This is a genomic window from Hydrogenophaga sp. IBVHS2 (assembly GCF_002127215.1).
Taxonomy (GTDB): Bacteria; Pseudomonadota; Gammaproteobacteria; order Burkholderiales; family Burkholderiaceae_C; genus Hydrogenophaga.
Genome location: NZ_NFUT01000003.1, coordinates 1 through 23,665, shown reverse-complemented (window position 1 = coordinate 23,665; position 23,665 = coordinate 1). Strand labels below are relative to the sequence as shown.

Below are 23,665 nucleotides of genomic sequence, written 5' to 3'. Positions count from 1 at the left end.
TGATCAGCCGAGCACGGTCTGCGCGACGATGTTGCGCTGCACCTCGTTCGATCCGCCGTAGATCGTGGTCTTGCGCATGTTGAAGTAGGTGGAGGCCAGCGGGGCGTTGGCCAGCGTGCCGCCGGGGAAGTCGCCCTGCCAGCCGGCTTCCATGGCCTCGAAGATGAAGGGCAGGCTGTACGGGCCTGCGGCCAGCATCATGAGCTCGGTGTAGCGCTGCTGGATCTCGCTGCCGCGGATCTTGAGCAGGCCGGCGATGTCCAGCGAGCTCTTGCCCGCCTTCTCGGCCGACAGCACGCGCAGCACCATCATCTCCAGCGCCACCACGTCGACCTCGAGCAGGGCGATCTGGTCGCGGAAACGGCTGTCTTCCCAGACGCCTTCGGCCTTGGCGATGCGCTTGAGCCGCTCCAGCTCGCGCTTGGCACGGTTCACGTCGGCGATGTTGGTGCGCTCGTGGCCCAGCAGGTACTTGGCATAGGTCCAGCCCTGGTTCTCCTCGCCCACCAGGTTCTCGGCCGGCACCTCGACGTTGTCGAACCAGACCTCGTTGACCTCGCACTCGCCATCGAGCAGCTTGATCGGGCGCACGGTCACGCCGGGCGACTTCATGTCGATCAGCAGGAAGCTGATGCCGGTCTGCGGCTTGCCTTCGGTGCTGGTGCGCACCAGGCAGAAGATCCATTCGCCGTACTGGCCCAGGGTGGTCCAGGTCTTCTGGCCGTTGACGATGTATTTGTCGCCCTTGCGCTCGGCGCGGCACTTGAGCGAGGCCAGGTCGGAGCCGGAGCCCGGTTCGCTGTAGCCCTGGCTCCACCAGACCTCGCCGCTGGCGATGCCGGGCAGGTGGCGTTCCTGCTGGGCCTTGTTGCCGAACGCCATGATGACCGGGGCCACCATCACCGGGCCGAAGGGCACCACGCGGGGCGCGCCGGCCAGGGCGCATTCTTCCTCGAACAGGTGGCGCTGGACCGCGTTCCAGCCCGGGCCGCCGAACTGCTTGGGCCAGTTCCAGCCCAGCCAGCCCTTCTTGCCCAGGATCTTCGCCCAGCGCTGCATGTCGTCGCGCGACAGCCGCAGGGCGTTGTGCACCTTGTGGGCGATGTCGGCCGGCAGGTTGTCCCTGACCCAGCCACGGATCTCTTCGCGAAACGCCTGTTCTTCCGGCGTGAAGGCCAAATCCATCGGATGTCTCCTGTGCAAGCCCCGGACGGGGTCGATCTGATACCGGGGGCAGTTTCGCACGGGCGTTCGATTCCGTCCTGTCCGGGCTGCGACAAAACCGACCCCCACAGCCGGCTTATTACACTCCCGGCCCATGTCTGCCGTCGACCAACCCATCGTCATCCTCATCTCGGGCAGCGGCTCGAACATGGCCGCCCTGGTCGAAGCCTCGAAGCAGCGCCGCTGGGCGCAGCGCTGGGGCGCTCGGGTGGTGGCGGTCATCAGCAACCGGCCGGATGCGCCGGGCCTGGCCTGGGCCCGGGAGCAGGGCCTGGCCACTGCCGCGGTGGACCACCGGGCGCACGACGGCCGCGAGGCTTTTGATGCCGCCCTGATGCAGGTCATCGACGCCCACCGCCCGGCCCTGGTGCTGCTGGCGGGCTTCATGCGCATCCTCACGCCCGGCTTCGTGGCGCACTACGAGGGGCGGCTGATCAACATCCACCCCAGCCTGCTGCCGGCCTTCCCGGGCCTGAAGACGCACCAGCGGGCCATCGAGATGGGCTGCCGCTTTGCGGGGGCCACGGTGCACCGTGTGACCGCCGAACTCGACCACGGCGAGATCCTGGCCCAGGCCGTGGTGCCGGTGCTGCCCGGCGACACGCCCGAGGCGCTGGCCGAGCGCGTGCTCAGCCAGGAACATCGCATCTACCCCGAGGCGGTCGAACGACTGCTGGAACGCAGGAGTCTCTGACCGGGAACGCGGTGGAACCGGCTCCGCCGGGCCACTCGAGTTGCCCCCTGGGGGGTGACGCCGCAGGCGGCGCGGGGGTTACATGGATTTCGCAAAGACCAGGCCGGCGTGTTCCCGCATGGCGTGGAACCTGATCTTCGGCCAGTTGGCCTCCACCGCGCGCAGCGTGGCCATGTGGTCCAGCAGCACGGTGGGTGCGTCCACCGCGTCCAGCGCCACCCGGTGGGCGTTGGCGTCGATGAAGCGCTTGAGCTCCTGTTCGCCGCCGTCTTCCGGGGCGCAGGTCACCCAGCGCGCCACGTTGTACGAGCTGCCGGTGATGCGGGCCTTGACGCCGTATTCGTGCTCCAGGCGGTGGGCCACGACCTCGAACTGCAGCTGACCCACAGCCCCCAGCAGCAGCACGCTGCCCGCCACCGGGCGGAACACCTGGATCGCGCCTTCCTCGCCGAGCTGGGTCAGACCGGCGCGCAGCTGCTTGGTGCGCAGCGGGTCGGCCACCTCCACACTGCGGATGATCTCGGGCGCGAAGAAGGGCAGACCGGTGAACTGCAGGCTCTCGCCTTCGGTGAGGGTGTCGCCGAGCTGCAGCACGCCGTGGTTGGGAATGCCGATGATGTCGCCGGCAAAGGCCTCGTCCAGCAGCTCGCGGCGCTGGCTCAGGAAGCTGACCACGGTGTTGGGCCGCAGCTCCTTGCCGCTGCGCACCACCTTCAGGCGCATGCCGCGCTCGAAGTGGCCGCTGGCCACGCGCACGAAGGCGATGCGGTCGCGGTGGGCCGGGTCCATGTTGGCCTGGATCTTGAACACCACGCCGGTGAACTTGGGCTCCACCGGCTCCACCACGCGCTGGATGGCCGGGCGCTCGGCCGGCGGCGGGGCGAGGTCGACCAGGGCATCGAGCACCTCGCGCACGCCGAAGTTGTTGACGGCCGAGCCGAACAGCATGGGGGTCTGGGTGCCCGACAGGAAGGCCGCCTTGTCGAAGGCCGGGGAGGCGCCTTCCACCAGCTCCAGCTCGTCCTTGGCGGTGCTCCATTCCATGCCGAAGCGTTGCGCGCTTTCGGCATTGTCGAGTCCGACCAGCACCTCCTCGTCGCCACCGCGGCGGTCCTCGCCGGCCGAGAACACGCGCATGCGGTCCTCGCGCCGGTCGTACACGCCGCGGAACATCTTGCCCATGCCCACCGGCCAGGTGAAGGGCACCACCGTCATGCCCAGCTCGCGCTCGATCTCGTCCATCAGATCCAGCGGGGCCTTGACCTCGCGGTCCATCTTGTTGATGAACGTCAGGATGGGCGTGTTGCGGGCCCGGCAGACCTGCAGCAGACGCCGCGTCTGCGGCTCCACGCCGTTGCCGGCATCGATCACCATGAGCGCGGCGTCCACCGCGGTCAGCACGCGGTAGGTGTCCTCGCTGAAGTCCTGGTGGCCCGGGGTGTCGAGCAGGTTGATGACGCAGTCGCGGTATTCCATCTGCATCACCGAGCTGGCCACCGAGATGCCGCGCTGCTTCTCGATCTCCATCCAGTCGGAGGTGGCGTGGCGCGCGGCCTTGCGGGCCTTGACCGAGCCGGCGATGTTGATGGCGCCCGAAAACAGCAGCAGCTTCTCGGTCAGCGTGGTCTTGCCGGCGTCGGGGTGGGAGATGATGGCGAAGGTGCGGCGGCGGCGCACCTGATCGGAAATGTCGGGCATAGCCCGCGATTATCGGTCCCGGCCCCGACCACGCCGGTCTGGTGCGCCCGGATGGCGACAATACGGGGATGCACCCCAAAGCCCTCCTCGACGAATGCACTGCCCTCATGGAGCAGGTGTTCCGTTTCGATCACCCGGCCGACGCCGTTCTGGCCCGCTTCTTCCGCGAGAACCGCTCGCTGGGCTCGCGCGAGCGCGCCACCCTGTCCGACACCGTGTACGCCGCCCTGCGCGAACGCCTCCGGTTCGAATGGATGGCGCGCTCGGGCAGCGGCTCGAAGTGGCGCCGGCTCGCCATCCTGGGGTTTCCCGGCGACCGGGACTTTCTCAAAAGTGCCCTGTCCGAACCGGAGAAGGTCTGGCTCGACCAGTGCAGCCGCGTCACCGACGCCGATTTCCTGCCCCAGCACCGGCACAACCTGCCGGAATGGCTGGCCACCGCCCTGCAGGCCCAGCTGGGCGAAGCATTCGAGGCCCTGGCCGCCAGCCTGCTGCAGCCCGCACCGCTGGACTTGCGGGTCAACAGCCTCAAGGCCAAGCGGGAAGCCGTGCTGGCCTCGCTGGACAAGGCCGGGCTGCAAGGCCAGCCCACCCCCTGGTCGCCCATGGGCATCCGCCTGCAGGGCAAGCCCTCGCTGGCCCGCTGGGACGCCTTCACCCAGGGCGAGGTCGAGGTGCAGGACGAGGGCTCGCAGCTGCTGTCGCTCCTGCTGGCGCCCAAGCGGGGCGAGATGGTGGTGGATTTCTGCGCCGGTGCCGGCGGCAAGACGCTGGCGCTCGGTGCGGCCATGCGCAACAGCGGTCGGCTCTATGCCTTCGACACCTCCGCCCACCGGCTGGATGCCCTCAAGCCCCGGCTGGCCCGCAGCGGCCTGTCCAATGTCCATCCGGTGGCCATCGCCCACGAGCGGGACGACCGGGTCAAGCGGCTGGCCGGCAAGATCGACCGGGTGCTGGTCGATGCGCCTTGTTCGGGCCTGGGCACCTTGCGCCGCAGTCCCGACCTGAAATGGCGGCAGACCCCCGAGACCGTGGCCGAACAGGCCCGGCTGCAACTGGCCATCCTGACCAGTGCGGCCCGCCTGCTCAAACCCGGTGGCCGGCTGGTCTATGCCACCTGCAGCCTGCTGGTGGAGGAGAACGAGGCGGTGGCCGAGGCCTTCGGTCAGGCCCATGCCGACTTCTCGGTGCTGCCGGCGGTGGAATGTCTGGCCAGTGCCCAGGTGCCCACGCCGGAAGTCCTTTGTGCTGGGGAAAGTGCGCAATGGCTGCGTTTGTGGCCCCATCGGCATGCAACGGACGGCTTTTTTGCCGCCGTCTGGCAGAAAAAACCTTGAAATGCGGCTTTCGATCCCACATCGCGATAAGGAGGCGGGTTCCCGCCTCTTTTCGATTGGTGATTTGAACCCCCGGACCTAAAATCACATCCCATGCAGGCGCCTCTGTCCGGCGCCTTCGGCCTCTGCCTTTTTCAGGACAGTCTCTTAGGACTTCAATGATTGCTTCCGACTCCGGCCTGTTCACCGCCCTCCACGACGGCCTGGTGAACTTCCTCAGCAACGGCATCACCGGCTTCAGCTGGTGGCAGGTGCTGATCGCGGCATTGGTGTTCACCCACATCACCATCGCCAGCGTCACCATCTACCTGCACCGCCATTCGGCGCACCGTTCGCTGGACCTGCACCCCATCCCGTCCCACTTCTTCCGCTTCTGGCTCTGGCTGACCACCGGCATGGTCACCAAGGAATGGACCGCCATCCACCGCAAGCACCACGCCAAGTGCGAGCACGAAGGCGACCCGCACAGCCCGGTGGTGTTCGGCATCAAGAAGGTGTTCTTCGAAGGCGCCGAGCTGTACCGTGCCGAGGCCAAGAACCAGGAAACCCTGGACCGCTACGGCCACAACACCCCCAATGACTGGGTCGAGCGCCACATCTACACCGGCCGTTCGCGCCTGGGCGTGAGCCTGATGCTCATCATCAACGTCTCGCTGTTCGGTGCCCTGGGTCTGAGCGTCTGGGCCCTGCAGATGGCCTGGATCCCGATCACGGCCGCCGGCATCATCAACGGCATCGGCCACTGGTGGGGTTACCGCAACTTCGAGGCGGCCGACGCCAGTACCAACATCTCGCCCTGGGGCATCATCATCGGCGGCGAGGAACTGCACAACAACCACCACACCTACCCGACCTCGGCCAAGCTGTCGGTCAAGCCCTACGAGTTCGACATCGGCTGGATGTACATCAGCATCCTCAAATCGATGGGCCTGGCCTCGGTCAAGAAGGTGGCTCCGCGCATGGCCTTCGGCGACGTGAAGCCGGTGGCCGACGAGAAGACGCTCGAAGCCATCATCGCCAACCGCTACGAAGTCATGGCCGGCTACGCCCGCGAGATGCGTGCTGCCTGCCAGCGCGAGCTGGAGTCGCTCCAGTCCCGCAGCAGCGACACCTCGCTGATCCAGGCGGCCCGCCGCTGGCTGCACCGCGATGACGACAAGGTGCCGGCCGAGATCAAGCCGCAACTGGCGCAAGTGCGTGCCGAGCACCCGGTGCTCGACAAGATGGTGACCATGCGCGAGGAGCTTCGTGCCCTGTGGTCCAGCACCACCTCCACCCGTGAGCAGCTGGCCGCCGATCTGCAGGCCTGGTGCCGCCGGGCTGAAGAAAGCGGCATCGCGGCCTTGCGCGATTTCTCCATCCGGCTGCGCTCGGCCCACGCCTGATGTGGTGATCCGTCACCCGGGCTGCGGCCCGGGCAGGCAACAAAAAACCCGCTGGATCACAGCGGGTTTTTTGTTGGGGTCTGCCGAATCACTTCAGCTTGACTTCCTTGTAGTCGACGTGCTTGCGAGCGACCGGATCAAATTTCTTGATCAGCATCTTCTCGGGCGTGGTCTTCTTGTTCTTGTCGGTGGTGTAGAAGTGGCCGGTACCCGCAGTGGATTCCAGCTTGATCTTTTCGCGTCCGCCTTTGGCTGCCATGTCGGTTCTCCTTCAGCGATCAGGCCTGGCCGCGCGCGCGCAGATCTGCGAGCACGGCATCGATACCGTTCTTGTCGATCAGGCGCAGGGCAGCGCCCGACACCCGCAGACGAACCCAGCGGTTCTCGCTCTCGACCCAGAAACGGCGGTATTGCAGGTTCGGGAGGAACCGGCGCTTGGTTTTGTTGTTGGCGTGGGAAACGTTGTTTCCCACCATGGGCTTCTTGCCCGTGACTTCGCAGACGCGTGCCATGAGGACACTCCGATCGATCAAACAGCCGGCACACAGGTTGCGTGGTGCTCCTGTGCGGCGCCGGCCTCACCTCGCCATGGATGGGTGGCGGTAACCCATGAAGATCAGCCTGGGGTCTGAAAGACCCCGATCGGCTGCCCTCGATCGCGAGTTCCCGGCGGGCCGGAAACTTCAGCAAAGCCTGCGATTATAGCCAAACCCGCCCGACCCGGGCGAACCGGCTCAGCCCGCCTGCTGTTCCAGGTAGCGCTGGGCGTCCAGCGCCGCCATGCAGCCGGTGCCGGCGCTGGTGATGGCCTGGCGGTAGACATGGTCCTGAACGTCGCCGGCGGCAAACACGCCCGGCACGCTGGTCATGGTCGCCATGCCCTGCAGGCCCGAGCGGGTGACGATGTAGCCGTCCTTCATCTCCAGCTGGCCCTGGAAGATGTCGGTGTTGGGCTGGTGGCCGATGGCGATGAAGCAGCCCTTGACCGCGACCTCTTCGGTGGCGCCGGTCTGCACGTTGCGCAGGCGCATGCCGGTCACGCCGGTCTGGTCGCCCAGCACCTCGTCGAGCGTGCTGTGCAGCTTGAGCTCGATCTTGCCGGCCTTCACCTTCTCCATCAGCTTGTCGACCATGATGGCCTCGGCCTTGAAGGTGTCGCGCCGGTGCACCAGGTACACCTTGCTGGCGATGTTGGAGAGGTACAGGGCTTCCTCGACCGCCGTGTTGCCGCCTCCGACCACGCTGCAGACCTCGTTGCGGTAGAAAAAGCCGTCGCAGGTGGCACAGCCGGACACGCCCTTGCCCATGAAGGCGGCCTCGGACGGCAGGCCCAGGTACTTGGCGGAAGCGCCGGTGGCAATGATCAGCGCATCGCAGCTGTATTCGCCGCTGTCGCCCTTGAGCACGAAGGGACGGCGGGAGAAATCGACCGCGTTGATGTGGTCGAACACCATCTCGGTCTTGAAGCGCTCTGCGTGGGCCTGGAAACGCTGCATCAGATCCGGGCCCTGCACGCCCTGGGCGTCGGCCGGCCAGTTGTCCACGTCGGTGGTGGTCATGAGCTGGCCGCCCTGGGCAATGCCGGTGATGAGCACCGGATTGAGGTTGGCGCGGGCGGCGTACACCGCAGCGGTGTAGCCGGCAGGGCCGGAACCCAGGATCAGGACTTTGGCGTGTTTCATAGGGAGCAAGCCCCGAGGGGATCGCGGGGCATTTGGTTTAGAGTTGCTTCGGATTCAAGAACTGATGCGGCGCCATCCAGGGGGTGAGCCGCGCCGACCCTGCGGAATTGTAGGGAAGCTGGCCCGGGCCTCGGGTCGTCATCCGGAATACACGCATGTCCATCCTGTCCAATCTCGACCTCATCCGCCGCGTGCCCCTGTTTTCGTCGCTGACGCCTGCACAGGCCGAAGCGATTGCCGACGCGGTGGTCAAGCGCCGCTTCAAGCGGGGCGAATGCATCGTGGAGCAGGGCAAGAAGTCGAACTGCCTGGCCATTGTGCTGACCGGGCGGGCCCGGGTGGTCACCACCGACAGCCGGGGCCGGGAGGTGATCCTGGCCACCATGAACCCGGGCGACTATGTCGGCGAGATGAGCCTGATCGACAACCAGCCCCATTCCGCCACGGTGCGCTGCGAGGTGCAGACCGACGCGCTCATCCTGGGGCGTGCCGAGTTCGCCCGCTGCCTGCCCGAGAACTCGTCCATGGCCTATGCGGTGATGAAGGGGCTGGTGCAGCGCCTGCGCCATGCCGATCGCAAGATCGAATCGCTGGCCCTCATGGATGTATATGGCCGGGTGGCCCGTGCGCTGCTCGAATTCGCCCAGCCGGACAAGGATGGCCAGCTGGTCATCAAGGACCGGGTGTCGCGCCAGGACGTGGCCAAGATGATCGGCGCGTCGCGCGAGATGGTCAGCCGCGTCATGAAGGACCTGGAGGACCGGGGCTTCATCGAGGTCACGGACACCGGGGCCACCATCGTCAAGGAGCGGCTGACGGCGCTGGGATGATGCGGGCGGGACGCCGGCTTCATGGCCGGTGGTCCTCCCGTGGCCTGGGGTAAGCTCGCCGCCCGCTTTCCGATTTGCGAATGACGTATTCCCTCAACACCCTCAATGCCGACCGCGCGAACCGCGCGCCGTCGGGCCTGGCCCGGTTCACCCAGGAGATCGGTCTGGTGCTGGGTGCCGCGGGACTGCTGTTCTGGCTGATCGCGCTCTTGAGCCATTCGCTGGCCGACCCTGCGTGGAGCACCACCGGACAGCATGACGAGGTGAGCAACTGGGCGGGCCGGGCCGGCGCGCTGCTGGCCGACGCCAGTTATTACCTGCTCGGCTTTTCGGTCTGGGTGCTCTTTGCTGCCGGCGTGAGGGCCTGGCTGTCGTCGCTGGCCGGCTGGCTGCGCAGCAGCCGTGACGAGCCCGCGCCCAGGGAGGCCGAGCCCGCCCGCTGGTGGCAGCGGCCCGCTGCCCGCCGCCTGGGGTACTGGGTGGCACTGGTGGTGCTGCTGTGCGCCTGCGCCGTGCTGGAGTGGAGCCGCCTGCACCGCTGGGAGGCTTCGCTGCCGGACCATGCGGGCGGCGTGATCGGCATGGCGCTGGGCCAGCCGGCGCTGCGCTGGCTGGGGTTCACGGGGTCGGCGCTGGCCTTGCTGGCGCTCATGGTGGTCTGTCTGCCGGTGGTGTTCCGGTTCTCCTGGGGACATTGGGCCGAACAGCTCGGCGCCACGCTGGAAGGCTGGTTCCAGGCCCGGCGCGAGAAGCGCGAGGCGGTGGAAGACCAGCGCATCGGCGAGAAGGCCGCCCGCGAGCGCGAAGAGGTGGTCAAGGTCGAACGGGTCGAGATCGAGGAGCACCACCCGGTACCGGTGGTCATCGAGCCGATGCCGGTGGAGGTGCCGCAGAGCGACCGGGTGGCCAAGGAACGGCAGAAGCCGCTCTTCACCGAGCTGCCCGACAGCAAGCTGCCGCAGGTGGACCTGTTGGATGCCGCCCCCGGCCAGCAGGCCAGCGTCGATCCACAGACGCTGGAGATGACCAGCCGCCTGATCGAGAAGAAGCTCAAGGACTTCGGTGTGGAGGTGCGGGTGGTGGCGGCCGCGCCCGGCCCGGTGATCACCCGCTACGAGATCGAGCCGGCCACCGGCGTGAAGGGCTCGCAGATCGTCAACCTGGGCCGCGATCTGGCCCGTTCGCTGTCTCTGGTGTCGATCCGCGTGATCGAGACCATTCCCGGCAAGAACCTGATGGCGCTGGAACTGCCCAACGCCAAGCGCCAGACCATCCGCCTCTCCGAGATCCTGGGTTCGTCGGTCTACAACGACGCCAGAAGCCTGCTGACCATGGGTCTGGGCAAGGACATCGGCGGTCAGCCGGTGGTGGCCGATCTGGCGAAGATGCCGCACTGCCTGGTGGCCGGCACCACCGGTTCGGGCAAGTCGGTGGGCATCAACGCCATGATCCTGTCGCTGCTCTACAAGGCCGACCCCAAGGACGTGCGCCTGCTGCTGATCGACCCCAAGATGCTGGAGATGAGCGTCTACGAGGGCATTCCGCACCTGCTCGCACCGGTGGTGACCGACATGAAGCACGCGGCCAACGGCCTGAACTGGTGCGTGGCCGAAATGGAAAAGCGCTACAAGCTCATGAGCAAGATGGGCGTGCGCAACCTGGCCGGCTTCAACACCAAGATCGACGAGGCCCGGGCGCGCGGCGAGATCATCGGCAATCCGTTCAGCCTGACACCCGAACAGCCCGAACCGCTGGAGCGGCTGCCCTACATCGTGGTGGTCATCGACGAACTGGCCGACCTGATGATGGTGGTGGGCAAGAAGATCGAGGAGCTGATCGCCCGCCTGGCCCAGAAGGCCCGTGCGGCCGGCATCCACCTCATCCTGGCCACGCAGCGGCCCAGCGTGGACGTGATCACCGGCCTGATCAAGGCCAACATCCCCACACGCATTTCCTTCCAGGTCAGCAGCAAGATCGACAGCCGCACCATCCTCGACCAGATGGGGGCCGAGAGCCTGCTCGGCATGGGCGACATGCTCTACATGCCCTCAGGCACCGGCTTTCCGGTGCGGGTGCACGGCGCCTTCGTCAGCGACGACGAGGTGCACCGCGTGGTGGCCTACCTCAAGGAGCAGGGCGGCGAGCCGGATTACATCGACGGCGTGCTCGATGGCGGTGCGGCCGACGGCGAGGGCGGCGATGTCTTCGGCGAGGGCGGTGGTGGAGCATCCGGCGAGAAGGACGCCCTCTACGACCAGGCGGTGGAGATCGTGCTCAAGGACCGCAAGGCCAGCATCTCGTACGTGCAGCGCAAGCTCAAGATCGGCTACAACCGCGCCGCCCGCCTGCTGGAAGACATGGAGAACGCGGGCCTGGTCAGTGCCCTGACCAGCAGCGGCCAGCGCGACATCCTGGTGCCCTCGCGCAGCGAGTGAGCCCCTGCAACCAAAGCGCACGGCGCGGGTCTGACGCCCCATGAAACCATTCCTGACCTTCATCCTGGCAACGCTTCTGGCCGCCACCGCCCATGCCGACAGCCTGCAGACGCTGGACGCCTTCCTCAGGGAGGTCTCCAGCGGCCGGGCCGGCTTCACCCAGGTGGTGACTTCGCCGCCGCGCAGTGGCGAGACCCGGCCCCGCACCAAGACCTCCAGCGGCCGCTTCGAATTCCTGCGGCCCGACCGATTCCGCTTCGAGTACGCCCGGCCGTTTCCCCAGACCATCGTGGCCGATGGTCAGACGCTGTGGCTGCACGACGTCGATCTGAACCAGGTGACCGCCCGCAGCCAGAAGGCGGTGCTGGGCAGCACCCCGGCCGCGCTGGTGGCGGCCGGCGGGAACCTGCAGTCGCTGACCTCGGCCTTCGATCTGAAGGCCGCCCCCGATGCCGACGGCCTGCAATGGGTCGAAGCCCGTCCCAAGGCCACCGATGGCCAGCTGCGCCAGGTGCGCGTGGGCCTGCGCGGCAGGCAGCTGGCGGTGCTCGACATCGAGGACGGCCTGGGCCAGCGATCGGTCATCACCTTCACCGACTGGCAATCCGGACCGGGCCTGAATGCGGCCGACTTCCGTTTCGTGCCGCCGCCGGGGGCCGACGTCATCCGTCCCTGAGGCCATGAAGCCTGCCCAGCCCCATGTCCCGCTGGCCGAGCGCCTGCGGCCCCGCAGCCTGGGCGAGGTGATCGGTCAGCAGCACCTGCTGGGTGAAGGCATGGCGCTGCGGCTGGCGTTCGAATCCGGCCAGCCGCACAGCTGCATCCTGTGGGGTCCGCCCGGGGTGGGCAAGACCACCATTGCCCGGCTGATGGCCGATGCCTTCGATGCCCAGTTCATCACCATCAGCGCGGTGCTGGGTGGCGTGAAGGACATCCGCGAGGCGGTCGAGCAGGCGCAGCTCGCGCGCGACGGGCTGGAGCAGCGCCGCACCATCGTGTTCGTGGACGAGGTGCACCGCTTCAACAAGAGCCAGCAGGACGCCTTTCTGCCGCATGTGGAGTCGGGGCTGTTCACCTTCATCGGCGCCACCACCGAGAACCCGTCGTTTGAGGTGAATTCGGCCCTGTTGTCGCGGGCGGCGGTGTACGTGCTGCAACCCCTGTCGGAGGACGATCTGCGCCAGATCGTGCAGCGCGCCCAGGCCATCGGAGCGGTGCCGGCGGCCGAGGCCGCCGCTGTGGACCGGCTGATCGCCTACGCCGACGGCGATGCACGCCGGCTGCTCAACACGCTGGAAACGCTGGCCGTGGCCGCCGGCCGCGAGCAGCTCGTCGAGGTGACCGACGCCTGGCTGCTCAAGGTGCTGGGCGAGCGCATGCGGCGTTACGACAAGGGCGGCGAGCAGTTCTACGTTACACGGAACGTCTTGTAGTAATAGAGGACCTTTTCATGTACCCTCAGCATAGGTGACCTACAAAGATATACGGATAGCAAAGAACGCTGATGAGCTGCAAGGTCTGTTACAGCGATCCGAACATCACTACCAAGCTTGGTTTTGGCAAGGTCGCCCACCTTCCGTTCATCCTTGACAACCGTCCCGGTTATCACCGTTTAGGCAGCCGTTACCTCATCGACAGGGGACTCGGGATCTGGAACCCAGAAACGCGAGGTAAAGGACCGCGTGCTACGCGGCCCGCCAAGAAGACCATTAAAAACTACGCCCATTGGCTCGCAAATTTTCTCGAGTGGGCAGAGGTGTATGGCATTGACCTGAAGACATGTGAGTACGCGGAGCATGTCCAGGGGCGCTATCAGAACGAGATGATCAAGGGTCTCTGGTCAGCCGATGGTCGCGGCTTAAAGCCAGCCACGGTCAACCCACGTGTTCAGCAGGCTTGTGACTTCCTCACTTGGATGTCAGACAAGGGCGAGCGGGAGCCTTTCGATGTTCCAACGGAGAAGGTGAAGGTCAGGGTTGGAAGCGCCACCAGCCCAATTGGTCACCGAGCGAAAGAGGTGACGCGCCGCGTTGGCAAGGTGCGTCAAAACAAGCGTCGATTGCGAATGCCAACCAGGCTAGAACTGATCACTTGGCTCTCCAGTGTGAATGCCAGACACGGAGAGCTCATGGGCCTCATCTGCGAGACCATCCTGCTTACTGGTCTTCGTATCGAAGAAGCGTCAGCGCTGCGCATCGACACTCTGCCTGATGACCCACGCCGGTGGCGCATCCCCAACGTCGATGCGCCCAAAAGCGAGCAGCAGGTGCTTGTCGACATCAGGTACGGAGCCAAGGGCCCCGATTACGGCGAGGACCACGGCGACAAGATTGGTCCTGAACGGACCATCCTGGTGCCAAGAAATTTGGCAGACAAGCTGCATGCATACCGTCTGCGCCAGCGTAACCCCGCATTGAGAAAGTGGGTCAGTGCAGCGGCTGATGCAAGAGAGCGAAAGGAGCGTATTTCCGGGGCCGTTCATTTGTTCTTGCACCCTAGAACGGGCAAGCGCATCACAGCCGACAACATCTATCGTGCTTGGAAGAAGGCAGATCTTCCTTTCGATGGCTGGTCTCCGCACCTTGGACGTGACTGGTGGGCTTGCTCCACACTGCTGCAAGAAATCGAACGGCACGAGCGGTTGAAGGAGCTTGGACCGGCAGTCGCTACACAGTTGCTCGAATCCGTAGGCATGACGGTCATCCGCATGCGCATCCAGCCTCAACTCGGTCACAAGAGTGAGACCACCAGTCTCATCTACCTACAGTGGGTGTCGGACAGGCTTGGTACCCCACTTTCCATTGAATATGACGCGGCTTTTGAGGCGGCAGAAGACAACGGGGGGGTGAGCGATGAGCATCCGCAACGTTCATAAAGCTCATTTCAAGAAAGTCGCAGAGCCCGTCACCGCGTTGGTGGCGGTCGAGCCGATCCCTACGCTGAACGACCCGCTGCGCATCTGGACAAAACACCCAGTGAAGCCTTGTCTGTTCGACCTCACGCCATTCAGAGACGGCCAAATGCACCTTCCGAACGGCAGTCGGGGCGGCCCCTTCAGCGGGCGCCCTGAGTTGATAGGACAACTCGCTCCCGCATTGCGAGAATTGACCGTCACGGCGTCGGATGGAACCGTCAGACAAGTGATGTCGTCCTTGCGGAACTGGTGGCGACTTTTCGACTTGATGGAGAAGCGCTCGGCAGATGCTGGCAACACCTTGTCCGTAGTGAAGACGGTGGCCGACCTCACAGACCTACACCGTCAAGTTGCTTTTGAATCCGGTATGAATCGGGCATCTTTTGGCCCGTTTGCCCGTGCGGTTGATGTGACCCGACGGGCTTTGGGTCTGCCCCCCCTCCACTGGATAGGCCCGGACGAGCCGGAGGTCCGCAGACACCTTCCTCCTTTTGCGAAGATAAAGCCTATCCGTGATGCGCTCAAACACAGCTGGTACGCATGTCTTGACCGTTGGGAACGTGCGGACCAGCTCATCGCTGGCTCGATTCCTCAATCAGTTACAGAGTCTTTGCAACTAGCGAACCATTTGCGCCTGTTGGACGCTTCCAAAACATCGGGGAAGGCCTGGCCCGATTCTGATGAGCTCTACATGGGTCGAAGTGCATCCCACTTCTACAAGCAGGGTTACAGGCTTGACACCATGCTCCAACAAGCCTTCCCGGATGCGTCAGATATCCGTGCGGCGTTTCATCTGTGTCTGGTTACCACGGGTTGGAATCCCGCCACTTTTCTGTCGCTCAACGTAGATCAGCCCATTCTCCAGGCGCATCCGAGGGATGAGAGCCGTTATCTGCTGACGGGATACAAGCAGCGCTCGAAGTCCTACCAGATCACCGAGGGGTTGTTCAAATGCCAGCGTTCAGCGGGCGTAATCCTCCGAACTCTGATGCAGCGAACAGAACCACTTCGAGCACAGCTGAGGAAGGCCTACCTGGGACAGCTGAAGGAGCTCGACAAGCTTCAGGCAGCGGGAGCGTCCCAGAAGTTGCTTGATGCACGACGCAGGGTAGTCATCGACCTTGAGCAGGGGCTGCGTAGCCCGTGGTTGTTCATTACCCCTGAAAAGGGCATTACCTGGCTTACAGGGAGCACCTACCAGAGGCTTGGTAACCGGGGGTACTTAGAGCAGATGATCTCCGAGCTCAACGCGAAGCGGTCGCCGAACGATCAGATTCCAAAGATAAATGCAACCGACTTCAGGGATGCGTTTGCAGCATTCGCATATCAGCAGAGCGGTGGCATGGTCCTCTATGTCATGCGAGTGCTTGGTCACAAGCGACTGTCTAGTACCCAACGCTATCTCCAGAACACGCTGCTGAACGACGAAAGTGGCCGAATCTTCCGAATCTTCAACAATAGCCTTTGGAGCGAGATCAAGCTCCACGGTCGGCTCGATGCCACCGTCGTAGCTAAGTGGTGCCGTGATGGACAAGTCAGCGTTGATGAGCGCAGTCGACTTGAAGACTACCGCAACCTCAAGCGTAGCCGTATAGGCGTCGGCTGCAAGAGCCCTACTACGCCGCCGCGTTCTGTGGCGCCTGGATTCAGGGCGGATGGCAAGACTCTTTGCTCAACGCAGCGATGCACTCTGTGTCTGGAGAACGCAGTCGTCTTGCCGGAGAGTCTGTCAGGTTTGGCGATGCGCAAGGCTGAGCTGCTGCACCTGCAGAGCAATATGCCGACCATGGCGTTCAGCGACACGTCGTTCCAAGAAGAACTCCACAACACTGAAATCGCCTTGCTGGGCTTCGACGCAGCTGCGGCCTCTTTGTTGGTAAGCGAGTGGCAGCAACGCATTGCAAGTGGGCAGCATCGAGTCATTCACCTTGAAGTGATTCGGGAGTCACCAGCATGAGGAAGAAGAATGCAGGTATTCGCACAAGGGCGCCCAGACCCGGCGTGGAGGATGCCTCCGCAACAGGGCAAGAAGCACCAGATGGTTGTGCTAGTGATGTGGAGGCATCGTCGCAAGTCGAGGCCACGCGGGGTCTTGCTCTACTAGTGGCTCCTGCCGAAGCCATCCAATCTCTCCACGTACAGCCGTTGATGGCGGTGCAGACCCTGCTTCAGCATGGTTCAACTTTTGGACGATGGCAGACGTCGAGAAAGTGGATTCCGTTGGCTCAGCCATCTTTGCTCGACATCGATCTGCGTGCCCGTGTGCTCAGCTTCCTGCCAGAGAGCCAGCAGGCGCTGGTGCATAGCGACGAAGAGGCCGTTACCGCGGCTCGGTATAGGACGCAGACGGGCGGGGCAGCCGTACTCGACGGGTTTGAGTCGCCCATCCAACGACTTGTTACTGCCAGCGTTCTGTCGCTGGCACGCTATCTTGTCATCTGCAGGATAGGACCTGCCGGCATTGGAAAGAAGGCTAAGGGCAGGCCCCTTGACCCCTCTACGCTCAGTAGGACTGGGTATCACCAGCTCCCTCAGCTGATGGCCATCGGACTGTCGAAGAGATTGAGCGTGTTGGTGCCCGACGATGGCATTCCTGACGCAGACACGTTTTTTAGATACGTCGCCCTGGAGGACCTCGACAGGTTCAATGCTGGTGAACGAACACGATTACAGGCTGAACTCAAGCGCATGCAGGTTCTTGCTGATCGTGGGTGCTGGAGTGACGCTCCGTCACTTGGCAGCGACTCATCCAGCGTTACCAGCGTAGCGGGGCCGGTAGAAACGCTGGCGTCGCAAAAGAAGACTGCTCCGCACTTGCCGTTACCGGACGACTATGTTGCCGAGATGGGGCGCCATAGCCTGTGGCTGATCCGAGACTTGGCGCCGTCGTTGCTGGCTGTCGTGAGCAGAATCCGGTCTATTTGGCTGGATACCGAGGACTTCAGCGTGAGCCCCGCCCGTATTGCTCAGCTGCGCGACGAGGCGGTTCGCAAACTACTGGTTGAGCACATCTGGCTCGATAGCGAAGGGGCGCACATCTCTGCCCCACCGTTCAACATCCGGTCTAGCCGTTCGGGCAAAAACTCGCGTACGAAGATACGGTCTGAGAGATGCACCGCTACAGGGATCAATGAGAATACGGCAGGCTGGCAACCACGGATGTTCGTCGATGTAGTCCACCTGCTGAAGTTGGTGCAGATGGCTCACTTCTTCGTCGTTGGACTTTCTATGGGTGCCAGGAAGTCCGAGCTGGTGACGTTAAAGCGAGATTGCGTTCAACGTTCGCCCAATGACATTCCGTATATGGCTGGGCGGACTTGGAAGCTCATCGACCGCCATGAGGGGACGATCCGCGACTGGGTGCTGCCGGACCTGGCTATGCAGGCAGTCGAGCAGCAAGTCCGGTTGGTCACGTTGTTGGATGCCATCGGTCCGACTGCGCCACGACGTGGCGTCACCAACCCGGAAGCTGTCCCTGTCCACCTGTGGGCCGAAATCGGCGGCGGGAAAGCGGACCGGACTAAGCCCATGTTGCATACGCAGGCCGCTCTGCGTACCTATGCCAAGGCTATTGGCATGAGTCCGAATCCGCGTGGGCAGTCGCTTCGTGTTCATCGATTTCGGAAGTCCATAGCGCGTCTTGCAGCGCTGGCGTTGACCCAGGCGCCGAAGGTCTTGCAGGATGTGTTCGGGCACAAGAACATTGAGATGACGCTTTACTACATCCTCACGGACAAGGACTTGCAGGTCGATGTCGAGCGAGTTACGCGCGAGCTGCGCGTGATGAAGGCCAAAGATACTGTCGAGGCAATGGTGGCTGCGGAGGTTGCGCAGGAACTTCCTGATGGAGGGTTCGGTGGGCCGGCAGCTGGATCCGTCAGCAAGGCCATTGATGTCCACCGCGACCGCCTGCATAGGCGCGGCGAGGAGTGGGGAGCCGACAGCGCTATGGAGCTAGCCGAAATCCTGACTTTGCAGGGCAAAGCTTGGCACCTGGCAAGACCGGGCGTAATCTGTACGAAGTTCCCAGGAACGGAGGCCGGCCCTTGCAACAAGAGCAAGGGCGAACCTGACCCAGCGCGGTGCCAAAGCCACTGCAATCACCGGCTCGAGGAACCCTTCTTGCGCAAAGATGTCGATGGTTCGATAGCAGATGCTGTTGCTGCCTTTCATGAAGCAGCAGGCCGAAAAGACGAACTGGTGCAAGCACTGTGGGCAGCCCAGGTCCGCTTGCACCTTAACCGTTTTGAAGACTTGCGCGACAAGTGGTTGCAGGATCCGATCGTCCGGTCAATTGTTGCGACGGGTGAGGTGGGGGCTGAGGTCCAGGGGGTAACGGTATGAAAACCAAGAAGCCTCTCGAGGTTGGGTTTAGTCGTGAGGGCGTTGCCAAGCAGGCGGCACAAAAGCGAGGGGAGCAGCGGACCGAGGAAGTGCGTTCAAAGGTCAAGGCAACGATGGCTGTCATTGCGCAGGAGATCGCGACAAACGATGGCGTTTACCCTCACCGAAACGGAGCGCTGTCGGCGGCCGAAGTTGCACGGCGGGCAGGTGTCCACCCGACTTCGTTTTATACGGACAAACTACGCGACCTTGGTGAGGAGGTGCGTACCTGGCTCGATGAACTCAAGCGAGAGAAGGTGGTCGGCAGCGTTAGGGTGAGAAAGACGCTTGTAGCTCGCATTGAGGATTGGAAGAAGCTCTACGAGGGCCTGTTGCAATCTCACCGCGACACCGAACTGGAACTGCAGGAAGTGCAGTACCAGCTCAGTGAGGCGCGGAACAGCATCAAGGATCTTGAACAGCAGAAGGCGAGGCTTGAGGTGCTAGCAGGCGAGGCCGCGGGCAAGAAGGTTATTCCGCTACGACCTAAGAATGGTTGAGTCGCCACGGCACAACAAGGCGTGCAAAGATCGACGATGGATGTGCACAGTGCTCAAGACGCTCGCTTTCAGATGCCACTGCAGAGTCGTCGCTTAATGTCTAGCGAGACGATTGCCCTCGAGTAGGATCTCCGATCGGAGCACATGGGCGAGCATTGTTTTAAGTTCGCGAATGCTGCGGACTGGAATGTTGTGAGCTTTCTGTTCGAAGCCCACGAAAACACCACGTGGCAGACCCCACTCATCTGCCAAGTCCTCAAGTGCATGCGGCACCGCTGCGGCGATGTGCTCGGGACTCGGCTCCTCGAACATCACAATCTGGCACCTGGAGAGAAGCGGCGTAGGCAGCCGTGACAACGAGTTCGCCGTAAGGATGAAGCTGACCATCGACAGGTCGCACTCGGTCTGCAGGAAGGTGTCAAACCAACGGCGAGCCGACTCCGCCTCCAGCAGACCCAGCAGGGCGCTGGCCACGGGAGCGCTGTTGACGGATCGGTCGCTGGCCTTGTCTACCTCGTCCAGCAGCACCATGGCGGACGGACCTTGAGCATTGAGAAGGAGCTCCAGCAACGAGGAAGGCTGCCCAGATGACCAGCCTCGGCTGGTTCCCAAGAGAGCTCGGCTGTCGTCCATGCCCCCAATGCTGATGGCTCGAAACATCAGGTTCAGCTCTCCAGCCAAGCGACGAGCGAACCGGGTTTTGCCGACACCTGGTTGCCCAGCGATCAAGGTTGGCCTGACCTTGCAGTCAAGCGCGCCGAGCTGGCGTTTCACGCGCAGCTCACCGAGGATGGTCTCGATGGCGCTTGCGGCCCAAGGGAACTCCTCGGTCAAGGTCACCTGGATGCGGTACAGCTGGTCAGGGGTGGGCAGTTGTACGACGCGCTGTGCGGTCTGCAGCACCTTGAACCGCTGAATCTGCATCTGGTCGTTCGGATCGCTGGCCGGCGGGATGGATCCCGGGATCACCGCCATGCGGTGTTCTCTTGGAGCGGCCTCCGATGGGCGCAGTTGCGATTGCGCACGGTCAGCCCCCTGGGAGACTTTGACTGACTTGGCAAAGTCCTGGGTTTTGAGCCGATGGCCTACAAGGCGGATCGCTTCGACATCCAAGGTGCATGGCAACTGTTGTCCGGAATCGTCAGGAGGAAGATCTGCTTCCCCTTCCTTGAGTCGATCCATGAGCGGGTCACCAAACTGCTTGAGCTCCGACCAACGCTCCATGCATCCCCATAGCGCATTCCCCTCGCCAGGGCTATGTAGGTAGTGGGTCAGCAGAAGCTCAGCTGCCTGATGTCGCTTGCGCAAGCTCAGCGCTCGAAGGTTGGTCTTGCTTATCCCTGAGATGTGACTGTAGGCCGATGCGATCAAGGTACTCACGAACTGCATCGTGGTTCCTGCAGGGACCAACTCTCCGTCCTTATACAAACCGAACGCTTTGCGCCGCTCGCCATCGGGGCAGCTCACTCGTGGCTCGTATCCCAGGAGCCGGTACGTGAGATGAGTCAGAAGGTGCAGCAGCTCGATCGAATTGAGCCGATCAGCGAGCAGAAGCTGTAGGTCCAGGGCCAGCAGGCTGGGCGATCCAAACTCGACAGGGAGCCGTGCCACTCGGTTGTAGATGAGCCGCAGTGCTGTGAGGCGGTCGCGGTGGGTGACCTCCGGGTCATGCAGCATCGCGAACAGCGGGATATTGTTGGCCAGGATCGGGTCGCCGACCGGCCAAAGTGTGAACAACGGGTGGCTGGCGCCTTCATCGCGCGCTGCCTCAACAAGTTCAGCCAGGCGCTCATCGGTGTAGCGCCAGGCAATCTGACTGTCATCGGTATCCATGCTGCTCTCCACAAACAAAGTTGCGGTTCAAGCTGCCGGCGCGGTGGCCGGAGGCAGCTGTCGGAGAGCAACGAAAGGGTCAGGAACGACCCGCCGAACCGTAAGAATTCATCAGCTTACGCAGCCCGTCAAGCGCTCTGGCGGGCACTCATCTGAAACCGACGTGCGAGGGATATTCACTACACAGATCGGCGCGATAGATCGTTGTTTTTGTTGAAAAAATCGATCAACTCCGTTTGTCGGAAAGAGCTTCTATCGTGTCACGCGAGAGCGACTTGACCTGCGGTTCTGGTCACAGGTACGACCACCGTTGTGGCAACTTTCACGGCAGTAGGCGCACGTCTTGAAGGCTAGCTCAACCTGCTACCCTTTCAAGTAGAGGCTGAAGGTGCAAATAATCTCCACGCACCTCGGCACGCGCGACCCTAGCCGGGGAGCGCAGCCAGTCAGCGACCTCTATCCAGCAAGCAGCACACCACAGGTAACGAATGGACCAAGAGCATTTCGATGTCGCTACAGCAATCGCAACTACGATGGGTACGCACCTTGAGCCGTTCGCTGAAGATGCACGGGCGTTCGAGCTCAGCGGTGAGCTTTGGGTATTTATTGATGACCCGGCCATCCCGACGCCGGATCAACTGAAAGAGGCGAATGAGATCATCCAGAAGCCTGTGAGGGCGGGACTCAGGTCAGTCCACTATGTGCTTACACATTGGGCACCGAACGGCGACGAGTCGATTACCTTGGGACTCGGCCGCACTGCGGAAACCGTGCGTATGGCGCTGCGTAGCCTTCTCGATCTTCCCTCAACCTTCGATGCTTCCCAGCAGATTTTGATAAACGAAACGCTGGCACCCATTAGAGATCTTGGGATCGAGCCGGTGCGGATGACACTGGTCAATCAACTTGGCGAAATGGAACTCGATGCCGCGGCTGAGCTTGCGCGTCGCGTTCGCACCAACGCTGGTTTGACCTTCATCGAAGCTGAGGCAGGAAAGGGCAAGAGTGTCTTGCTTGCCTCTACGGCAGAAGACCTGCGCAACGACAAACGAGGAAGGTTGCCGGTCTTCATTCCGCTCAGGAAACTGCCACTGTCCGAAGGCATCGCTTGGGAAAGCGTCTCGCAGCTCATTGGCATCGTCGGTCAAGGAGCGGACCTTTTGGTACGGGCTGTCAAGTCTGGCTTGGTCACGATCTTTCTGGATGGCATTGACGAGGTCTCAGGTCGATATGACAAGAACCTTGTCAGTGATCTACTCGACCTGATCACGCAGCTCCTGGGATCGTCACGATCGACAGTCATCCTCTCGGGTCGTCGTACAGAGGCCCGGCATCTAGCTAACCGCAACTGGACAATTCTGAGCGTCGATCTGCCCGACGTGAATAGTGATCAATTTAAGGTCTATGTCGCTGCAGTGTTTGACGGTGTTGTCGATCACAGCAGGGCTGCGGGGAGCATTGAGTTACCACCGGAATACGAGGAATTAATCGGTAACAGGCCTGCCGATGATTTGGTCATTCGGGAGAAGGGCGCGATCGTATCGTGGATCTTAGAGGTCTTCCCGGAGGTGGCAAAGGAGTCATCGCTGTTCTTTGTGCAGGGTTTGGCAGCGATCGCGATTGGCCGTCGATCTGGTAATCGAGCGCCATTGCACCAAGAGAATAAAGCCCACATTCCCCAGGTCCGAGACGTTTGCCTCAGCGCTGCAGTCTTCGCCTGCATTCGGGAAGCATCGAAGATTGACCCTATTGCAGCGGAGGCATACTCGGTCAAAAACCAGATGGAGGCATTGCAGGGCTTGGCAGTGCTCGCTTCAGCACCGGTTACATCACAGTCGCCGACGCCTAACGAACTCGTGCCTAAGGCGTTCGATGTAGATCCAGTCAACGCGCCTGAGGTGTATGTCGCCATCACGCGTCAGAATGCAAAACACGCCTTGCTATACGCCACAGAGGCAGCTGGAGCCTACCGACCGCAGTTCTTGAGTGACTGGATACGCTGTACTCTACTCGCACAGATCTTTACGACCAGCGCAGAGATGGCCGACCTCAGTCGCGATGAGACTCTTCAATTGGCCGCTTCGGCGGAGCGTGCGAAATTCACCTTTGAGACCCTGTTACCGTCTGTGCTCGCAGATAGCGCGTTAGACAACCGCTGGCGTCGGGCGCTCGACGACGCAGTCGCGGCTGGTTATGAATCCGCCAGCGCCAACTTGTGGTTCCTGCGGGCGGCGGTTGGCGATGAAGCAATGTCAGGGCCGGTGCACGTGCCTCTGCCCTTGGCCGAAGTGACCGATGTTGAGTTCGCTGGTTTTGAAATCGGTGGTGAACTAAGCGGAGAAGATTTCTTTCTCGATGGAATTCGAGTCGTCAATTCGACCGTGTCCAAAGTCAGCCTTCAGGGAGTGTCCCTCAGGGAGGCCTCTTTCGAGAATTGCACACTCAGTAGTGTCGAACTTGTCAACTGCGATGGCCCGATTACCTTTGAGGGCTGCGAACTTAGTGACTTCAGTGTGAAGAATACGAAATCCAATAAAAGGCCGGCGCTAAAATTTATCGATTGCACTTTTAACGGCGAAGAGAACCTGCTGGTTCAAGACATCGCTGCTTATGGCGATACGACATATGGTTCGCCGTGAAGTCCCCTCGATTTCCTGAGCCAGTCAGAAGTAGAGGTTGGGGAACAGTTTGACACGGTACTCGACCGGAGGGATTCGGCCGAGAGCTTCATGGGGTCGGTGGTGGTTGTA

17 protein-coding genes and 1 pseudogene are annotated in these 23,665 nt (G+C 62.7%); 12 read left to right on the top strand and 6 right to left on the bottom strand.

The genetic code is table 11. From position 1 onward, the window contains the following. Window positions 1–3 precede the first annotated feature (3 nt). A complete protein-coding gene (locus tag CAP38_RS09315; RefSeq protein ID WP_086121139.1) occupies window positions 4–1,185 on the bottom strand; it encodes an acyl-CoA dehydrogenase family protein in 1,182 nt (393 codons plus the stop codon). A 133-nt stretch (window positions 1,186–1,318) separates the two neighbouring features. Here CAP38_RS09315 and purN point away from each other — a divergent pair, with 133 nt between their 5' ends. Further along, window positions 1,319–1,918, top strand: coding sequence for a phosphoribosylglycinamide formyltransferase (purN, locus tag CAP38_RS09310; RefSeq protein ID WP_086121138.1), 600 nt, complete (start codon window positions 1,319–1,321; stop codon window positions 1,916–1,918). A 78-nt stretch (window positions 1,919–1,996) separates the two neighbouring features. Here purN and CAP38_RS09305 read toward each other — a convergent pair whose 3' ends face one another. Continuing rightward, on the bottom strand, window positions 1,997–3,616 hold the full coding sequence (locus CAP38_RS09305; protein WP_086121137.1) for a peptide chain release factor 3: 1,620 nt from the start codon (window positions 3,614–3,616) through the stop codon (window positions 1,997–1,999). Between the two features lie 68 nt (window positions 3,617–3,684). On the opposite strand from CAP38_RS09305, the gene CAP38_RS09300 reads away from it, so the two are divergent. Beyond that, window positions 3,685–4,953, top strand: a complete 1,269-nt coding sequence (locus CAP38_RS09300; protein ID WP_086121136.1) for an RsmB/NOP family class I SAM-dependent RNA methyltransferase — start codon at window positions 3,685–3,687, stop codon at window positions 4,951–4,953. A gap of 158 nt (window positions 4,954–5,111) precedes the next feature. Beyond that, window positions 5,112–6,338 carry a fatty acid desaturase gene (locus CAP38_RS09295; RefSeq protein ID WP_086121135.1) on the top strand — a complete coding sequence of 409 codons (1,227 nt, stop codon included), beginning with the start codon at window positions 5,112–5,114 and terminating at the stop codon, window positions 6,336–6,338. Between the two features lie 88 nt (window positions 6,339–6,426). Here the strand turns inward: CAP38_RS09295 and rpmG are convergent, their stop codons facing one another. From rpmG to trxB, 3 genes are all read right to left on the bottom strand, one after another. Then, window positions 6,427–6,597 (bottom strand): 50S ribosomal protein L33, encoded by a 171-nt coding sequence (rpmG, locus tag CAP38_RS09290; protein ID WP_086121134.1) that lies wholly within the window; start codon window positions 6,595–6,597, stop codon window positions 6,427–6,429. 19 nt (window positions 6,598–6,616) lie between these two features. After that, window positions 6,617–6,850 (bottom strand): 50S ribosomal protein L28, encoded by a 234-nt coding sequence (gene rpmB, locus CAP38_RS09285; RefSeq protein ID WP_066268082.1) that lies wholly within the window; start codon window positions 6,848–6,850, stop codon window positions 6,617–6,619. A gap of 222 nt (window positions 6,851–7,072) precedes the next feature. Continuing rightward, a complete protein-coding gene (gene trxB / locus CAP38_RS09280; RefSeq protein WP_086121133.1) occupies window positions 7,073–8,020 on the bottom strand; it encodes a thioredoxin-disulfide reductase in 948 nt (315 codons plus the stop codon). Window positions 8,021–8,175: 155 nt separating this feature from the next. On the opposite strand from trxB, the gene CAP38_RS09275 reads away from it, so the two are divergent. The 8 genes and pseudogenes from CAP38_RS09275 (at window position 8,176) to CAP38_RS15225 (ending at window position 19,082) form a co-directional block, all read left to right on the top strand. After that, window positions 8,176–8,850: a Crp/Fnr family transcriptional regulator gene (locus CAP38_RS09275; RefSeq protein ID WP_086121132.1), complete on the top strand. Its 675-nt coding sequence runs from the start codon at window positions 8,176–8,178 to the stop codon at window positions 8,848–8,850. Window positions 8,851–8,930: 80 nt separating this feature from the next. Further along, window positions 8,931–11,285: a DNA translocase FtsK gene (locus CAP38_RS09270; RefSeq protein WP_086121131.1), complete on the top strand. Its 2,355-nt coding sequence runs from the start codon at window positions 8,931–8,933 to the stop codon at window positions 11,283–11,285. A 40-nt stretch (window positions 11,286–11,325) separates the two neighbouring features. Beyond that, on the top strand, window positions 11,326–11,961 hold the full coding sequence (gene lolA / locus CAP38_RS09265; RefSeq protein ID WP_086121130.1) for an outer membrane lipoprotein chaperone LolA: 636 nt from the start codon (window positions 11,326–11,328) through the stop codon (window positions 11,959–11,961). 4 nt (window positions 11,962–11,965) lie between these two features. Beyond that, window positions 11,966–12,715, top strand: a pseudogene (locus CAP38_RS09260) (AAA family ATPase); the annotation flags it as partial. A 74-nt stretch (window positions 12,716–12,789) separates the two neighbouring features. Continuing rightward, the gene (locus tag CAP38_RS09255; protein WP_179188516.1) at window positions 12,790–14,160 is read left to right on the top strand and encodes a site-specific integrase; all 1,371 of its coding nucleotides are present in this window, start codon (window positions 12,790–12,792) and stop codon (window positions 14,158–14,160) included. Continuing rightward, window positions 14,138–16,156 (top strand): site-specific integrase, encoded by a 2,019-nt coding sequence (locus CAP38_RS15230; protein WP_143435803.1) that lies wholly within the window; start codon window positions 14,138–14,140, stop codon window positions 16,154–16,156. Before CAP38_RS09255 ends, CAP38_RS15230 begins: the two co-directional genes overlap by 23 nt. A gap of 581 nt (window positions 16,157–16,737) precedes the next feature. After that, the gene (locus CAP38_RS09245; RefSeq protein ID WP_179188515.1) at window positions 16,738–18,543 is read left to right on the top strand and encodes a site-specific integrase; all 1,806 of its coding nucleotides are present in this window, start codon (window positions 16,738–16,740) and stop codon (window positions 18,541–18,543) included. After that, a complete protein-coding gene (locus CAP38_RS15225; protein ID WP_143435801.1) occupies window positions 18,540–19,082 on the top strand; it encodes a hypothetical protein in 543 nt (180 codons plus the stop codon). Before CAP38_RS09245 ends, CAP38_RS15225 begins: the two co-directional genes overlap by 4 nt. 93 nt (window positions 19,083–19,175) lie before the next feature. On the opposite strand, the gene CAP38_RS09235 is transcribed toward CAP38_RS15225, so the two are convergent. Continuing rightward, window positions 19,176–20,915, bottom strand: coding sequence for an AAA family ATPase (locus tag CAP38_RS09235; RefSeq protein WP_086121126.1), 1,740 nt, complete (start codon window positions 20,913–20,915; stop codon window positions 19,176–19,178). Window positions 20,916–21,403: 488 nt separating this feature from the next. Here CAP38_RS09235 and CAP38_RS15220 point away from each other — a divergent pair, with 488 nt between their 5' ends. Continuing rightward, window positions 21,404–23,554, top strand: a complete 2,151-nt coding sequence (locus tag CAP38_RS15220) for a hypothetical protein (protein WP_143435800.1) — start codon at window positions 21,404–21,406, stop codon at window positions 23,552–23,554. The last annotated feature ends 111 nt before the right edge of the window (window positions 23,555–23,665 follow it).

Coding starts and splice junctions, on each gene's coding strand:
- CAP38_RS09315 (WP_086121139.1), bottom strand. CDS start 1,185: ATGGATTTGGCCTTCACGCCGGAAGAACAGGCGTTTCGCGAAGAGATC.
- purN (WP_086121138.1), top strand. CDS start 1,319: ATGTCTGCCGTCGACCAACCCATCGTCATCCTCATCTCGGGCAGCGGC.
- CAP38_RS09305 (WP_086121137.1), bottom strand. CDS start 3,616: ATGCCCGACATTTCCGATCAGGTGCGCCGCCGCCGCACCTTCGCCATC.
- CAP38_RS09300 (WP_086121136.1), top strand. CDS start 3,685: ATGCACCCCAAAGCCCTCCTCGACGAATGCACTGCCCTCATGGAGCAG.
- CAP38_RS09295 (WP_086121135.1), top strand. CDS start 5,112: ATGATTGCTTCCGACTCCGGCCTGTTCACCGCCCTCCACGACGGCCTG.
- rpmG (WP_086121134.1), bottom strand. CDS start 6,597: ATGGCAGCCAAAGGCGGACGCGAAAAGATCAAGCTGGAATCCACTGCG.
- rpmB (WP_066268082.1), bottom strand. CDS start 6,850: ATGGCACGCGTCTGCGAAGTCACGGGCAAGAAGCCCATGGTGGGAAAC.
- trxB (WP_086121133.1), bottom strand. CDS start 8,020: ATGAAACACGCCAAAGTCCTGATCCTGGGTTCCGGCCCTGCCGGCTAC.
- CAP38_RS09275 (WP_086121132.1), top strand. CDS start 8,176: ATGTCCATCCTGTCCAATCTCGACCTCATCCGCCGCGTGCCCCTGTTT.
- CAP38_RS09270 (WP_086121131.1), top strand. CDS start 8,931: ATGACGTATTCCCTCAACACCCTCAATGCCGACCGCGCGAACCGCGCG.
- lolA (WP_086121130.1), top strand. CDS start 11,326: ATGAAACCATTCCTGACCTTCATCCTGGCAACGCTTCTGGCCGCCACC.
- CAP38_RS09255 (WP_179188516.1), top strand. CDS start 12,790: ATGAGCTGCAAGGTCTGTTACAGCGATCCGAACATCACTACCAAGCTT.
- CAP38_RS15230 (WP_143435803.1), top strand. CDS start 14,138: ATGAGCATCCGCAACGTTCATAAAGCTCATTTCAAGAAAGTCGCAGAG.
- CAP38_RS09245 (WP_179188515.1), top strand. CDS start 16,738: ATGGCCATCGGACTGTCGAAGAGATTGAGCGTGTTGGTGCCCGACGAT.
- CAP38_RS15225 (WP_143435801.1), top strand. CDS start 18,540: ATGAAAACCAAGAAGCCTCTCGAGGTTGGGTTTAGTCGTGAGGGCGTT.
- CAP38_RS09235 (WP_086121126.1), bottom strand. CDS start 20,915: ATGGATACCGATGACAGTCAGATTGCCTGGCGCTACACCGATGAGCGC.
- CAP38_RS15220 (WP_143435800.1), top strand. CDS start 21,404: ATGGACCAAGAGCATTTCGATGTCGCTACAGCAATCGCAACTACGATG.